The organism is Paraburkholderia unamae (genome assembly GCF_003096875.1).
GTDB lineage: Bacteria > Pseudomonadota > Gammaproteobacteria > Burkholderiales > Burkholderiaceae > Paraburkholderia > Paraburkholderia unamae.
The window spans coordinates 64,023-79,108 of record NZ_QEOB01000025.1; the positions used below are offsets into that span (position 1 = coordinate 64,023).

At 66.5% G+C, this 15,086-nt stretch carries 15 protein-coding genes; 9 read left to right on the forward strand and 6 right to left on the reverse strand.

From position 1 onward, the window contains the following. Positions 1-88: 88 nt before the first annotated feature. The 5 genes from C7402_RS37195 to C7402_RS37215 all read right to left on the reverse strand — a co-directional run bounded on the left by C7402_RS37195 (position 89) and on the right by C7402_RS37215 (position 3,941). The gene (locus tag C7402_RS37195) at positions 89-868 is read right to left on the reverse strand and encodes a peptidylprolyl isomerase (RefSeq protein WP_112176341.1); all 780 of its coding nucleotides are present in this window, start codon (positions 866-868) and stop codon (positions 89-91) included. 61 nt (positions 869-929) lie between these two features. After that, complete coding sequence (locus tag C7402_RS37200) at positions 930-1,241, reverse strand: BolA family protein (RefSeq protein WP_112176340.1); 312 nt, start codon at positions 1,239-1,241, stop codon at positions 930-932. After that, positions 1,238-1,771, reverse strand: coding sequence for a septation protein A (locus C7402_RS37205; RefSeq protein WP_042269484.1), 534 nt, complete (start codon positions 1,769-1,771; stop codon positions 1,238-1,240). The genes C7402_RS37200 and C7402_RS37205 overlap by 4 nt, the downstream gene beginning before the upstream one ends. A 101-nt stretch (positions 1,772-1,872) precedes the next feature. After that, the gene (gene msrB / locus C7402_RS37210) at positions 1,873-2,292 is read right to left on the reverse strand and encodes a peptide-methionine (R)-S-oxide reductase MsrB (protein WP_112176338.1); all 420 of its coding nucleotides are present in this window, start codon (positions 2,290-2,292) and stop codon (positions 1,873-1,875) included. A gap of 50 nt (positions 2,293-2,342) precedes the next feature. Further along, positions 2,343-3,941, reverse strand: coding sequence for a protein adenylyltransferase SelO (locus C7402_RS37215; RefSeq protein ID WP_208949066.1), 1,599 nt, complete (start codon positions 3,939-3,941; stop codon positions 2,343-2,345). A gap of 173 nt (positions 3,942-4,114) precedes the next feature. Here C7402_RS37215 and C7402_RS37220 point away from each other — a divergent pair, with 173 nt between their 5' ends. The 9 genes from C7402_RS37220 to C7402_RS37260 all read left to right on the forward strand — a co-directional run bounded on the left by C7402_RS37220 (position 4,115) and on the right by C7402_RS37260 (position 14,155). After that, on the forward strand, positions 4,115-5,833 hold the full coding sequence (locus C7402_RS37220) for a 3-(methylthio)propionyl-CoA ligase (protein ID WP_116614115.1): 1,719 nt from the start codon (positions 4,115-4,117) through the stop codon (positions 5,831-5,833). Between the two features lie 259 nt (positions 5,834-6,092). Next, positions 6,093-8,174: a 3-hydroxyacyl-CoA dehydrogenase NAD-binding domain-containing protein gene (locus tag C7402_RS37225; protein WP_116614116.1), complete on the forward strand. Its 2,082-nt coding sequence runs from the start codon at positions 6,093-6,095 to the stop codon at positions 8,172-8,174. A 22-nt stretch (positions 8,175-8,196) separates the two neighbouring features. After that, a complete protein-coding gene (gene pncA / locus C7402_RS37230) occupies positions 8,197-8,832 on the forward strand; it encodes a bifunctional nicotinamidase/pyrazinamidase (protein WP_116614117.1) in 636 nt (211 codons plus the stop codon). A 65-nt stretch (positions 8,833-8,897) separates the two neighbouring features. After that, on the forward strand, positions 8,898-10,076 hold the full coding sequence (locus C7402_RS37235) for an acetyl-CoA C-acyltransferase (RefSeq protein WP_112176321.1): 1,179 nt from the start codon (positions 8,898-8,900) through the stop codon (positions 10,074-10,076). 171 nt (positions 10,077-10,247) lie between these two features. Next, positions 10,248-10,550, forward strand: a complete 303-nt coding sequence (locus C7402_RS37240) for a Dabb family protein (protein ID WP_224041456.1) — start codon at positions 10,248-10,250, stop codon at positions 10,548-10,550. An 89-nt stretch (positions 10,551-10,639) separates the two neighbouring features. Next, a complete protein-coding gene (locus C7402_RS37245) occupies positions 10,640-11,086 on the forward strand; it encodes a PaaI family thioesterase (protein WP_224041458.1) in 447 nt (148 codons plus the stop codon). 126 nt (positions 11,087-11,212) lie between these two features. After that, positions 11,213-12,211, forward strand: coding sequence for an NADP-dependent oxidoreductase (locus C7402_RS37250; protein WP_112176315.1), 999 nt, complete (start codon positions 11,213-11,215; stop codon positions 12,209-12,211). A gap of 77 nt (positions 12,212-12,288) precedes the next feature. Then, positions 12,289-13,170, forward strand: coding sequence for an SDR family oxidoreductase (locus tag C7402_RS37255; protein WP_112176313.1), 882 nt, complete (start codon positions 12,289-12,291; stop codon positions 13,168-13,170). A gap of 22 nt (positions 13,171-13,192) precedes the next feature. Continuing rightward, complete coding sequence (locus C7402_RS37260; protein WP_116614118.1) at positions 13,193-14,155, forward strand: alpha/beta hydrolase; 963 nt, start codon at positions 13,193-13,195, stop codon at positions 14,153-14,155. Between the two features lie 10 nt (positions 14,156-14,165). Here the strand turns inward: C7402_RS37260 and C7402_RS37265 are convergent, their stop codons facing one another. Next, positions 14,166-15,020: an NRDE family protein gene (locus C7402_RS37265; RefSeq protein ID WP_116614119.1), complete on the reverse strand. Its 855-nt coding sequence runs from the start codon at positions 15,018-15,020 to the stop codon at positions 14,166-14,168. Positions 15,021-15,086: the final 66 nt, after the last annotated feature.

Here is a 15,086-nt window from a genome sequence, read left to right on the forward strand (position 1 = left end):
GACGCAACGATCGAGCCAGAACGCAAAAAAGCCGCCCGAGGGCGGCTTTTTCATGTCGTGAGGCCTGGTCGTGAGGCCTGTTGGAGCCTTACTGAATCTTCGCTTGCTTGCGCAGATTTTCTTCGAACGCTTGCAGCTTTTCCTGCTGGATCTGCTGGACGATCTGCGGGCGCACCTGCTCGAGCGGCGGGGGCGTGACCGGGCGGATGTCGTCCACTCGGATGATGTGCCAGCCGAACTGCGTGTGCACCGGCGTATCGGTGATCTGGCCTTTCTGGAGATGCGTGGCCGCAGCCGCGAATTCCGGCACATACGCCTTCGGATCCGACCAGTCGAGGTCGCCGCCGTTCTTGGCCGAGCCCGGGTCCTTCGAGAATTGCTTCGCGAGGTCTTCGAAGCTTGCGCCGGCCTTGATCTTGGCGATCAGGTCCTTGGCCTGCTGCTCGTTGTCCACGAGGATATGGTGCAGGTGGTACTCGCTGCCGCCCGCGTCCTTGATCAACTGGTCGTAGCGCGCCTTGACTTCGGCGTCGGTCGGCTGGTTGGTCTTCACGAAGTTCTCGATCAGCGCGCGCAGCACGACGGTCTGCTGCGCCACGGCGATTTGCGCCTTCACGTCCGGCTTGTTCGGAATGCCTTCGCGAATGGCTTCCTGCATGAGGATTTCGCGGTTCACGAGCTCTTCGCGCACGGCCATTTGCAGCTGCGGCGAATCCTGCTGGCCTTGATGCACGAGCTGGTCGACCAGCGCGTCGGCGCGCGCTTTGGGAATCGGCGTGCCGTTCACGACGGCGATGTTCTGCGCAAACGCGGGAGCCGCCGCGCACGCAGCCAGCAACACCCAGAGACGGGTTTTCTTCAAGGTCATCGGAAAGTCCTAACGGGGCGAACCAAAATGGCGAACAAAAAGGTCGAAATCTAACGTGGGCCTACCGGGGCAGCGCCGCGGCTTCTTCGGGCGTGAGCGCCGTGATCGCGAGTGCGTGAATGCCGCGCTGCATGGCCTCGGCCAGCGCATCATACACCATGCGATGCCTTGCCACGCGGGCTTTCCCCGCGAATGCGGGCGCAACGATCGTGACATGATAGTGACCGCCGGCAGCGGCGCCCGCGTGTCCGGCGTGCTGCGCGCTGTCGTCGCGCACGACGATCGACTCGACGGGCGCAAGCGCCGCGGTGAGGCGTGTTTCGATGAGCGCCATGCGCTCGGCCGGGCTCGCGTTGAGAAAAACGTCGCTCATTCTTCTTCCTTCATGTAACGCGAAAGCCACAGGCTCTGGCCGACGATGAACACCACGAGGATGCCCGTTGCGCCGAACAGCTTGAAATCGACCCACGCGTCGGTGGAGAAGTGAAACGCCACAAAGAGATTGAGGATGCCGAGCAGCGCGAAGAAGATCGACCAGACGAAGTTCAGTTGCGTCCAGATGCGCGGCGGCAGCGTGATCTGCTTGCCCATCATCGCTTCGATGAGGTTCTTGCCGAAGGCGACCTGCGAGACCAGCAGCACGACCGAGAACGCCCAGTAAAGCACGGTGGGCTTCCACTTGATGAAGGTTTCATCGTGCAGCATGAGCGTCGCGCCGCCAAACACGACGACGATGCCAAGCGAGAGCCACAGCATGGGGTCGACCTTGCGGTGACGGAACGCCACCCACGCGATCTGCACGAGCGTCGCTCCGATCGCCACGGCCGTCGCCGTGAAGATGCCCCACAGCTTGAAGGCGACGAAAAAGAGGATGATCGGGAAGAGATCAAACAGGAATTTCATTATCGGCCTGAAGGTTTACGAAATGAGCCGCTACAAGACGGCGTGACGATTTCAAGGCCGCATTGCGCCCCGCGCGGGGCGCGGGGCTGCCTTGCCAACGCTCACTTGGGCTCGAATTGTAGCGCAGCCGAATTGATGCAATACCGAAGTCCGGTTGGGGCCGGACCATCCTCGAACACGTGGCCGAGATGCGCGCCGCAGTTCTTGCAGCGCACCTCGATGCGCAGCATGCCGTGCGTGCGGTCGGTTTTCTCCTCGATCACCTCGCCGTTGATCGGCCGGAAGTAGCTCGGCCAGCCGCAGCCCGCGTCGAATTTCGTGTCGGACTCGAAAAGCGGGGTGCCGCAACACACGCAGTCGTAGACGCCCCGGTCGAAATGATCCCAGTACTTGCCGGTGAAGGCGCGCTCCGTGGCCGCGTGGCGCGTGACCTGGTACTGCGTGGAGTCGAGCTGCTCGCGCCACTGCTCGTCGGACTTGTAGCCTGGGTAAGCGGGGGAGTTGTTGTCGTCCTGGCTCATGTCGGGTTCCTGTCGGGTGGAAAACAAGGGTCACGTAGATGGGGGCGCGCTCACGAAGAGCAACTGACTTCGAGCGAACTCGCCCAGTCGGGCGGCAGGCCCGCGTACGCCTCGTGTTCCGGTTGGTCGTCGTACGGGCGCTCCAGCACTTTCGCGAGGCGCTCGACTTCGCTGAAATCCTTTTGCGCGGCGCGCTCGATCGCGGTTTGCGCGAGGTGGTTGCGCAGCACGTACTTCGGGTTCACGCGGTTCATTGCCGCCGCGCGCGCGGCGTCGTCGCGCGGCTCGTGCGCAAGGCGCGCGCGGTAGTCGGCGGCCCAGGCGTCGAAGGCGGCGCGATCGAGAAACAGATCGCGCACGGACGCGTCGCCGCTCGCATCATGTTTCGAAACGCGCGCGAGATGGCGGTACGTGAGCGTGAAATCGGCCCGGTTGGCATGCATGATTTCGAAGAGCTTGTTCGCGAGCGCGTCGTCGCCTTCGCGCTCGTGTTCGAGGCCGAGCTTCGCGCGCATGCGCGCTTCGAGCGCGGGCGCGAAATGCCCCTTGAAGCGTTCGAGCACGCCTTGCGCATCCGCCACCACGCGCTCGCCGCGCTTCTTCTCGTCGGCGATGTCGTAGTGCGCGCCGAAGAGCGGCACGAGCGCCTGAGCGAGGCAGAAGAGATTCCAGTAGCCGATCTGCGGCTGCATGCGATACGCGTAGCGGCCCTGCGAATCGGAGTGGTTGCAGATGTGATTGGCGTCGAAGCCGTCCATGAAGCCGAACGGACCGTAGTCGATCGTGAGGCCGAGAATCGACATGTTGTCGGTGTTCATCACGCCGTGGCAAAACCCGACGGCCTGCCATTCGACCATCAGCGCCGCCGTGCTGCGCACCGCTTCGTCGAGCAGCGCGAGATACGGGTCGTCGGCTTCGCGCAGTTGCGGGTAGAAGCGCGCGATCACGTGGTCGGCCAGGGTGCGCAGTGCGTCCACGTCGTCGTGCGAATAGAAGTGCTCGAAGTGGCCGAAGCGCACGAAGCTCGGCGACACGCGTGCGACCACGGCCGCCGTTTCGATGTCTTCGCGGCGCACCGGCTGGTCGGAGCCGATCACCGTGAGCGCGCGCGTGGTCGGAATGCCGAGGTGATGCATGGCTTCCGAGCACAGGAACTCGCGTACCGACGAGCGCAGCACGGCGCGGCCGTCACCCATGCGCGAGTAGGGCGTGCGGCCCGCGCCCTTGAGCTGCACTTCGTTGCGCGCGCCGTCATGCTCGACTTCGCCGAGCGTGAGCGCTCGGCCGTCGCCGAGCTGGCCCGCCCATACGCCGAATTGATGCCCCGAATAGACCGTGGCATGCGACATCGTCGAAGGTGAGCGCTCGCGCGTGAAGTTGCCGCTGAAGAACGCCGCGAACGCGGGATCGGCAACGGCCGACGGGTCGAGCCCGAGCTGCGCGGCCACGGCGTTCGAAAAGCCGACCACGTAAGGCGCGGGCAGCGGCGCGCCGGGCAGCCGCGTATAGAAGCGCGCGCCCAGCGCGGCGAAGGCGTCGTCGCGCGGGGCGGTCAAGGCGCGTTCGAAGTCGGCGAGCGGGCCCGAGGCGGGCATGGGCGAGGCGGCAGCGCCGCCTTGAGATTCGGTAGTGCCTGGTGAAAACGACATATTGAGGGCCTTTTGAATACTCGATATTGTAAGTCGGCACCCGCCGGCGTGCTGGGAGCCGCTTGAATACCCCTCGAATGCCGCGGGAAAGCTGCCGCCGCGCCTGCGCCGTACAAGAAGACACACGAACACACACAACGACAACGCCGATCAACGCGAGGAGACCGCTACCGATGAGTGCGCCGCTGCTGGGTCAAATGATGGATGTGCCGCTGCAAGTGTCGTCGTTGATCGCGCACGCGGCGCGCCATCACGGTAGCGCGCAGATCGTCTCGCGCCGCATCGAAGGCGATATCCATCGCTACACGTACCGCGAGTGCGAACTGCGCTCGAAGCAGCTCGCGCAGGCGCTCATGGCGCTCGGCGTGGCGCCCGGCGAGCGCGTAGGCACGCTGGCCTGGAACGGCTACCGGCATCTCGAGGCCTATTTCGGCGTGACCGGCTTCGGCGCGGTCTGCCACACCATCAATCCGCGGCTCTTTCCCGAGCAGATCGCCTGGATCGTCAATCACGCCGACGACCGCTACGTGCTGTTCGACATCACGTTCGCCGCACTCGTCGATACGCTCGCGCCGCAGTGCCCGAACGTGCGCGGCTGGATCGCGCTGTGCGACGAGTCGCATCGGCCGCAGATGCGCACCGAGGTGCTTTGCTACGAAACGCTGCTCGCCGCGCAGGACGGCCACTTCGAGTGGCCGATGCTCGACGAGCGCAGCGCGTCGAACCTCTGCTACACGTCCGGCACCACGGGCAACCCGAAAGGCGCGCTGTATACGCACCGTTCCTCCGTGCTGCACGCCTATGGCGCATCGCTGCCCGACGCCATGGGTCTTTCGGCGCGCGACGCGATTCTGCCCGTCGTGCCGATGTTCCATGTGAACGCCTGGGGAGTGCCGCACGCGTCGCCCCTCACGGGCGCGAAACTCGTGCTGCCCGGCAAGGATCTGGACGGCAAGTCGCTCTATGAACTCATGGAAGCGGAACGCGTGACCTGCTCGGCCGGCGTGCCGACTGTCTGGCTCGGGCTGCTCTCGTACATGCGCGGCGCGGGCGTGCGGTTTTCCACCCTCAACCGCACGGTGATAGGCGGCTCGGCGTGCCCGCCCGCGATGCTGCGCAGCTTCGAAGACGACTACGGCGTGCAGGTGATCCACGCCTGGGGCATGACGGAGATGTCGCCGCTCGGCACGCTCTCGAAGCTCAACTGGGAGCAGTCGCAGCGGCCGCGCGAGCAGCAGCAGGCGCTGCTCGAAAAGCAGGGGCGCGTGATTTTCGGCGTGGACATGAAGATCGTCGGCGACGACGGGCGCGAGTTGCCGTGGGACGGCGTGCAGTTCGGCGACCTGCACGTGCGGGGGCCGTGGGTGATCGACCGGTATTTCCGCCAGGAAAGCGGCTCGCCGCTCGTGGACGGCTGGTTCCCGACCGGCGACGTCGCCACGATCGACCCCGACGGCTTCCTCCATATCACCGACCGCAGCAAGGACGTGATCAAGTCCGGCGGCGAATGGATCAGCTCGATCGATCTGGAGAACATCGCGGTGGCGCATCCGGCCATCGCCGAGGCCGCCTGCATTGCGTGCGCGCACCCGCGCTGGACCGAGCGCCCGCTCATCGTCGCGGTGAAAAAGCCCGGCGCCGAAGTCACGCGCGAGGCGCTGCTGGCGTTCTTCGAGGGCAAGGTGGCGAAGTGGTGGCAACCCGACGACGCCGTCTTCGTCGACGCATTGCCGCACACGGCCACCGGCAAGCTACAAAAGCTCAAGTTGCGCGAGCAGTTCCGCTCGTACGTGCTGCCGACGGCGCTCGCGGTGGAAGGGTGTCCGCTCGATCCGGCGCATGACGCCGCGAGCGAGGGCATCGCGGAGGCTTCGAGCGCGAAGCACCAGTAAGGCCCGAGGCGCGAACGCGCAGAAACACGCAGAAGGGCAAAGTTCTCCGGCGCAGCCAACTGGCTGCGTTTTTTTTCGTCTGATTTTTGGCAGTCGCCCGGGAAATCGAGGCGCTTGGTACAAACCCCGATGTCCGCAGTGCAGCAAAAAATTGAACGAACGTTCTTTTTTAGGTATTCTGCCTGCTGGCAGGGAATGTCGGACAATGAACCGGCCGGCGCATGAACGCGACGCGGCCCGCAAGCATGGAGGCAGGCAAATGGCAGTGGACTACACGACTCGCGACGGCGTCGCCGTCATCACGCTCAACAATCCGCCCGTCAACGGCCTTGGGCATTCGACCCGAGCCGGGATCGTCGACGGCCTCGCGCGCGCCGCGAGCGACGCGGCGGTCACGGCCATCGTCATCACGGGAGGCGGCAAGGCCTTTTCGGGCGGCGCGGACATCACCGAATTCAATACGCCCAAGGCGACGCAGGAGCCCACGCTCCACACCGTCATCAGGGAAGTCGAGAAGAGCGCGAAGCCGGTCGTGGCCGCGATCCACAGCGTCGCGATGGGCGGCGGTCTCGAACTCGCGCTCGGCGCGCACTACCGCATCGCCGCGCCGGGCGCGCAGATCGCGCTGCCGGAAGTGAAGCTCGGCATCCTGCCGGGCGCGGGCGGCACGCAGCGTCTGCCGCGCGCGATCGGTCTCGAAGCCGCGCTCAACATGATCGTCACGGGCGCGCCGGTGTTGAGCGAAAAGCTCGCGAATTCGGGCCTTTTCGACGCGATGGCCCAAGGCGACCTGCTCGAGGAAGCCATCGCCTTCGCGCGCAAGGCCGCCGACAAGCCCGGCCCGTATCCGCTCGTGCGCAACCGCAAGATCGAGCACCCGAACGCCGAAGGCTTCCTCCAGTTCTCGCGCAACACGGTGGCCGCGATGTCGAAGCACTATCCGGCGCCAGTGAAATGCGTGGACGCCGTTGCGGCGGGCGTGAAGCAGGGCTTCGACAAGGGCCTCGCGTACGAGCGCGAGTGCTTCCTCGAACTCGTGCAGACGCCCGAAAGCCACGCACTGCGCCATGCGTTCTTTGGCGAGCGCGCCGCGAGCAAGATTCCCGACGTGCCGTCCAGCACGCCCACGCGCGACATCCAGAAGGTGGCCGTGATCGGCGCGGGCACGATGGGCGGCGGCATCACCATGAACTTCCTCAACGCGGGCTTGCCGGTCACGCTGCTCGAAACGAAGCCGGAAGCGCTCGATCGCGGTCTCGCCACGATCCGCAAGAACTACGAAGCGCAGGTCAAGAAGGGCAAGCTCTCGGCCGAAAAGCTCGAAGCGCGCATGGCTTTGATCCGCCCGACGCTCACCTATGACGACCTGAAGGAAGCGGACCTCATCATCGAAGCCGTGTTCGAAGAGCTCGGCGTGAAGGAGCAGGTGTTCAAGCGGCTCGATGAAGTCGCGAAGCCGGGCGCGATTCTCGCCTCGAATACCTCGACGCTCGACGTCGACAAGATCGCGGCGTTCACGAAGCGGCCGCAGGACGTGGTGGGCTTGCACTTCTTCAGCCCCGCCAACGTGATGAAGCTGCTCGAAGTCGTGCGCGGCAAGGAAACGGGCAAGGACGTGCTGGCCACCGTCATGCAGGTCGCGAAGAAGATCCGCAAGACGGCCGTGGTCTCGGGCGTGTGCGACGGCTTCATCGGCAATCGCATGGTCGAGCAGTACATCCGGCAGGCGCTCAATATGCTCGAAGAGGGCGCGCTGCCCGCGCAGGTCGATCGCGCGATCGAGAAGTTCGGCTTCGCCATGGGCCCGTTCCGCATGAGCGATCTGGCCGGCAACGATATTGGCTGGGCGATCCGCAAGCGCCGCTATCAGGAGCAGCCGGATATGAAGTACTCGAAAGTCGCGGACCGCCTGTGCGAGACCGGCCGCTTCGGGCAGAAGACCGGCGCGGGCTGGTACGACTACAAGGCGGGCGAGCGCAGCGCGCTGCCTTCGAAGCTCGTGGACGAGATGATCGTTGCGTATTCGAAGGAAGCGGGTGTGGAGCGCCGCAAGATCGGCGACGAAGAGATCGTCGAGCGTCTCGTGTTCGCGCTCGTGAACGAAGGCGCGAAGATTCTCGAAGAGGGCATCGCCTCGAAGGCTTCGGACGTCGACATGGTTTACCTCACGGGCTACGGTTTCCCGCTGTGGCGCGGCGGCCCGATGCTGTACGCCGACACGGTCGGCCTCTACAACGTCGAGCGCGCCATTCGCCGCTACGCGCAGCAGCCCAACGGCGACGCGTGGGAGATCGCGCCTTCGATCGTCGAACTGGCCGCGAAGGGCGGTACGTTCAACTAAGTTTCAGCTTCGGACGAACATCATGAGAAACGCGGACGACGTGCTTCTGCTGATCGACCTGCAATACGACTTCATGCCGGGCGGGGCGCTTGCCGTCGCGCGCGGCGATGAAGTCGTGCCGGTGGCGAACCGGCTCGCGCAGGGCTTTGGCCACGTGGTGCTCACGCAGGACTGGCACCCCGTGCGGCACGTTTCGTTTGCGGCCAACCATGCGGGGCGCGCGCCGTTCGAAACGGTCGCGCTGCCGTACGGCGAACAGGTGTTGTGGCCCGTGCACTGCGTGCAGGACACAGAAGGCGCGGCGCTGCATCGCGACCTGGACGTGCCGCATGCGCGCGCGGTGATCCGCAAGGGCCATCACGCCGACGTGGACAGCTATTCCGCGTTTCTCGAAGCCGATCGCAAGACGCCCACGGGGCTCGCGGGCTACCTGCGCGAAGTGGGTGTGAAGCGCGTGTACTGCTGCGGGCTCGCGACCGACTACTGCGTGGCGTGGTCCGCGCTCGACGCGCGCGCCGCGGGCTTCGAGACCGTGCTGATCGAGGACGCTTCGCGCGCCATCGACCTCAACGGCTCGCTCGCCACCGCGTGGGACCAGTTGCGCGCCGCCGGTGTGAAGCGCGCGCAGTCGGCCGACGTGCTGGCGTTGTCCGTCTGAATCGTCCGTCTGAAGGCTCAATCAAAGACATCCGCAGGATCCCAATTTCGTAGCAGGAGACACGCATGACCGACGCCGTAATCGTATCGACCGCCCGCACGGGCCTCGCCAAATCGTGGAAGGGCGCCTTCAACATGACGCACGGCGCCACCCTTGGCGGCCATGTGGTTCAAGCCGCCGTCGAACGCGCGAAGATCGACCCCGCGCGCGTGGAAGACGTGATCATGGGTTGTGCGAACCCCGAAGGCGCAACCGGCGCGAACATCGCGCGCCAGATCGCGCTGCGCGCGGGCCTGCCCGTGAGCGTGGCGGGCATGACGGTGAACCGTTTCTGTTCTTCCGGACTCCAGACGATTGCGCTCGCCGCGCAACGCGTGATCGCCGGCGAAGGCGACGTGTTCGTGGCAGGTGGCGTGGAGTCGATCTCGTGCGTGCAGAACGAGATGAACCGCCACATGGTGGCCGAAGGCTGGCTCAATCAGCACAAGCCGGAAATCTACTGGAGCATGCTGCAAACCGCCGAGAACGTCGCGAAGCGCTACGAAATCTCGAAGGATCGCCAGGACGAGTATGGCGTTCAGTCGCAACTGCGCGCGGCCGCTGCACAGGCCGCAGGCCTCTTCAACGACGAAATCGTGCCGATGACGGTGCTCGCGGGCGTGGCCGACAAGGCCACGGGCCAGCTCGTCACCAAAGAAGTGACGATCGCCGCCGACGAGGGCATTCGCGCCGACACCACGCTCGAAGGCGTGGCGAAGATCCGCACGGCGATGCCGGGCGGCGTCATCACGGCGGGCAACGCGAGCCAGTTCTCGGACGGCGCGAGCGCCTGCGTCGTGATGAACGCGAAGGTCGCCGAGCGCGAGGGTTTGCAGCCGCTCGGCATCTTCCGCGGTTTCGCGGTGGCCGGTTGCGAGCCGGACGAAATGGGCATCGGCCCCGTGTTCGCCGTGCCCAAGCTGCTCAAGCAGACGGGCCTGAAGGTCGAGGACATCGGCCTGTGGGAACTGAACGAAGCCTTCGCCGTGCAGGTGCTGTACTGCCGCGACAAGCTTGGCATTCCCGCCGACCGCCTGAACGTGAACGGCGGCGCGATTGCCGTTGGCCACCCGTACGGCGTGTCGGGCGCGCGCCTCACGGGCCACGCGCTGATCGAAGGCAAGCGTCGCGGCGCGAAGTTCGTCGTGGTGACGATGTGCATCGGCGGCGGCCAGGGCGCGGCGGGCCTCTTCGAAGTCGTCTGACGCACGGGGCGGCGGACCGGCTCGTCCGCCGCCGTCACGACGCCCGCGCGCTGGCGCGGTTTTAGGCGCGTCGGGGCGCTCTCGCGCTCGCGCCGCTGCGGGTATCATGACGGCTGTCGGCGCGCGCGCGGCGCAGCGCCTGTTCCCATGCAGACAGAAAGAGGTGTATTCGTGATTCGTCATATCGTGATGTGGAAGCTCAAAGAGTCGGCCGAGGGTGCGACGCGTGCGGAAAATGTCGTGAAGTTCAAGGCGCTGCTCGAAGGCTGCCGCAATCTCGTGCCGGGCACGCTGCACCTGGAAGTCGGCGTGGCCGAGCCGGGCCCCGCATCCACGTACGACCTCGTGCTGGTTTCCGACTTCGCCGACCAGGCTGCGCTCGACGGCTATCAGGACCACCCCGAGCATCTCGTCGTGAAGCAGTTCGCGAAGCTCGTGGTCGAATCGCGCCAGTGCGTGGATTACGTGGTCTGAAGCGCATCATGATCGGTACCGCAGATCAATCCCAGGGCGACGGCACGCCGCAAGGCGAAAGCACGCAAGCCCCGCAAACGGCGCTCACGATCATCGAGAGTCCGTTCGTCGAACATCTCGGCGCGCAACTCAAGAGCGCGCGTGACGGCGTGAGCGAAGTCGTGCTGCCACTCGCCGAGCGGCACATGAACACGTGGGACGTCGCTCACGGCGGCGTGACGATGACGCTTTGCGACATCGCGCTCGCCATGGCGGCGCGCAGCGTGGCGGCCGATGGCGTGGGCGTCGTCACCGTCGAGATGAAAGTGAACTTCATGCAGCCTGGGCGCGGCGAATTGCGCGCCACCGGCCGCGTGCTGCACCGTTCCACCACGATGGCCTATTGCGAAGGCGAGATTCGCGACAGCGAAGGCCATTTCGTCGCCAAGGCGCTCGGCACGTTCAAGTACATGCGCCGTCTCGCGGTGGGCCGCGACGTGGCGCGCCAGCGCCTGCGCAGCGACCCCAACGCGCGGCCGGGCCCGAGCGACGGCTGAAAACCCCATACGTGCGGCCGGGAGCGCGAGCGTAGGCGCGCGCTCCCGATCGCTCTTTTTCCGCGCGGCCGGCGAGCACCGCCAGAAGCACTGCCAGGCCGCGCCCAACGAAGCAACACGGACGCCATGACCCAGACCAATCGCCAGATCCTGCTCGCTTCGCGCCCGGAAGGCGCCGCGAGCGTCGATAACTTCCGTCTCGTCGAAACGCCGCTCGCCCCGCTCGAAGAGGGCCAGGTGCGCGTGCGCAATCACTTCCTCTCGCTCGACCCCTATATGCGCGGCCGCATGAACGACAGCAAGTCGTACGCGGCGCCGCAACCGCTCGACTCGGTGATGATCGGCGGCACGGTGGGCGAAGTGGTCGAGTCGCGCAACGCGAAGCTCAAGGCCGGCGACAAGGTGGTCGGCATGTTCGGCTGGCAGGAGTACGGCACCTCGGACGGCAGCGATCTGCATGTCGTCAATACGACGCATGTGCCGCTCTCCGCCTATCTCGGACCGGTGGGCATGCCGGGCGTCACGGCGTGGTACGGGCTGAACCGCATCATCGCGCCGAAGGCTGGGCAAACGGTGGTCGTGAGCGCGGCGAGCGGTGCGGTGGGCAGCGTGGTCGGTCAGCTCGCGAAACGCGCGGGCTGCCGCGCGGTAGGCATCGCGGGCGGCGCGGACAAGTGCCGCTACGTGGTCGAAACGCTGGGTTTCGACGCCTGCGTCGACTACAAGGCGGGCAATCTGTATCAGGATCTCAAGGCCGCGACGCCCGACGGCGTGGACGGCTACTTCGAGAACGTGGGCGGCGAAGTGCTCGACGCCACGCTCGCGCGCATGAACGCATTCGGGCGCATCGCGCTGTGCGGCATGATCGCGGGCTACGACGGCCAGCCGATGCCGCTCAAGTATCCGCAACTGCTGCTCACGCAACGCCTGCTCGTGCAGGGCTTCATCGTGAGCGAGCATATGGACGTGTGGCCGCAGGCGCTCACGGAACTCGGGACGCTCGTCGCCAGGCAGCAGCTTGCGTATCGCGAGACCGTGGCCGAAGGGCTCGAAAACGCGCCGGGCGCATTCCTCGGCATGCTCAAGGGCCAGAATTTCGGCAAGCAACTCGTCAAGCTGATCTGATCGCCTGACCGGCTCACGCAAGCGCCCGGAACGGGCGCTTCGTTTTTCCGCACGCAGCATTCACCGCAGGATTCGCAATGTCCGAACCGTTCGAGTTCGACGGCCGTGTGGCCGTCATCACCGGCGCGGCGAGCGGCTTTGGCCGCGCGTTCGCGCAGCACGCCGCCGCGCTCGGCATGAAGCTCGTGCTCGCCGATGTCGATCAGGCGCTGCTCGATGAAACCGTCGCCGCGTTGCGCGAAGGCGGTGCACAGGCCATCGGCGTGCGCACCGATGTGCGCGATCCGGCACAGGTCGACGCGCTTGCGAAGGCGGCGCTCGACGCCTGGGGCAAGGTCCATCTGCTTTTCAACAACGCGGGCGTGGGCACCGGCGGCTTCGTGTGGGAAAGCAGCGCGAAGGACTGGGACTGGGTGTTCGGCGTGAACGTGATGGGCGTCGCCAACGGCGTGCGCAGCTTCACGCCGATCATGCTCGCGCAGGGCGAGCGCGCGCACATCGTCAACACGGCCTCGGTCGCGGGCCTGCTTTCGCCGCCCGCGATGGGCGTGTACAACGCGTCGAAGCATGCCGTGGTCTCGCTCACCGAAACGCTGTATCACGATCTCAAGAACGTGAGCGAGCAGGTGAGCTGCTCGCTGCTGTGCCCGGCCTTCGTGCCGACCGGCATCGCGAACGCCGAGCGCAGCCGCCCCGGCGACTTGCGCAACGATGTGCCGCTCACGCGCTCGCAGCAGGCCGCCGACCTGCAATTGCAGCGCGCGGTGCGCTCGGGCAAGCTCACACCGGCCGACGTCGCGAAGGCGACTTTCGACGCCGTGCGAGAAGGGCGCTTCTATATCCTGACGCATACGCAGATTCTCGCTTCGGTGAAACTGCGTCATGAGGATATCGAAACATTGCGCAACCCGACCGATCCGCTTTCGCTCAAACCCGAAGTCAAGCAAGCGCCGCAATAAGCGGCGCACGGGGAACCGTGCCATGCCACTCACCGCGAAAATCGCTCTCGTGCTCGACATGGTGGCCCGCGCTGGCCGCGCGCCTTATTACGAGCAGACGCCGCAGCAAGCACGCGCCGAGTACGAAAAGAGCGCCTCGGTGCTGGAGATTCCGGCCGCGCCGATGCATGCCGTGGAGGACCTTCAGGTGCCGGCGCGCGATGGCTCGACAATCCGCGCGCGTCTGTACCTGCCCGTCGAGCCCCAGTGGGCCGAGCCGCTGCCCGTGCTCGTCTACTATCACGGCGGCGGCTTCACGATAGGCAGCGTGGACACGCACGACGCGCTCTGCCGCATGTTCGCGCGCGACGCGCGCTGCGCGGTGTTCTCGGTGGACTATCGGCTCGCCCCCGAGCATCGCTTCCCGAGCGCCGTGCACGACGCCTTCGACGCCTATGCGTGGCTGCACGCGCACGCGGCCGGGTATGCGCTGGACGTGTCGCGCTTCGCCGTGGGCGGTGACAGCGCGGGCGGCACGCTCGCCACCGTTTGCGCCGTGCTCGCGCGCGACGCGGGCATCGCACCCGTGCTGCAACTGCTGATCTATCCGGCGGTGAGCGCGCACCAGCAGACCGAATCGCACGCGCGTCTGGCCGACGGCTATCTGCTGACCGCCACGACCATCCAGTGGTTCTTCAATCAGTACGTGCGCGACGTTTCAGACCGCGACGACTGGCGCTTCGCGCCGCTCGACGGCGCGCGCGACGCGCCGGATTTTTGTGGCGTCGCGCCTGCATGGATCGCCGTGGCCGAATTCGATCCGCTCGTGGACGAGGGCGAGGCTTACGCGCGGAAACTGCGCGAGGCCGGCAATGAAGTGACGCTCGTGCGCTACGCGGGCGTGATCCACGAGTTCATCAAGATGGGGTCGTTCGTCGACGAGGCGCGCCTCGCGCAGCAGCAGGCTGCCCAGGCGTTGCGCGTGGCGCTGGGAACCGGCGACTGAGCCAGCGCTGTCAGCCCGCTGCAACCGTGAACGCTTCCTCACGCTCGAATACGCCCGGGCGGACGATGCGGTGCGAACCGTCGTCGTCGCTGCGCTCCAGCGCTTCGACATCCAGTTGCGCGCCGCGCACGCTCACGCGCAGCGCCGTCGTGCCGCGCGTGCCGTAGTCGGGCGTTTCGATGAACGCCGCCGAGAGCGCGCGTTCGCGTTCGAGGGGAATGCCCGTGGCGGGCAACTCGCGGTCGGGTGCGACGCGCGGGTCGCGCATCATCTCCACGAGCCGCGTGAGCGGCGCCTGCGTTGCGCTCGCCGCCAGTTCGGCGAGTTCCGCGCGCTTGCGCACGAGCTTGGGCCACGGCGTGTCGAGCACGGCGTTCGAAATGCCGTGCGTGCCTTCGGGCAGTAGCGCGGGTGCGCGATCCGCACGGTTGCAGTACCAGGCGAGTTCGCGCCGCGCCCAGTCGCCGACGATCAGATTGAAGCCGTTGTACAGATCGCCCGAGCGCGCTACCTCGTCGAGATAACCGAGCGGCGTCGTGGGCAGACCCTGCGCGCCGGTGAGCCAGCGCGAGACGAGCGTGCCGCGGGTGGGCGCGTCCGGGCGCATGTCGTTGGGCGCGCGATAGTTGGTGAGCGCCGCGAAGCGGCCGCCGCGCGTCATGCCGAGCCAGGTGCCGCCGCCCACGAGATCGCGCCCCGCCAGCACGCCCTCGGGCGAACTGCCCGGCGACGTGACGTCGTCCGTGGCGCGCCACCAGTGCAGCGGCTCGGCCGTGCGGCGCAGGAATTCGTCGCGGTTGGCCGCAAGCGTGAAGAGCGCGCCCGCGCTCGCGTGCGGGCGCCAGTCGAAGACGATCAGGCACATGGGATGGGCCCTTGCAGGGTCGGGGGTGGCGCCGCGCCAGCACCGCGCGGGACGCGAGGCGTCTCG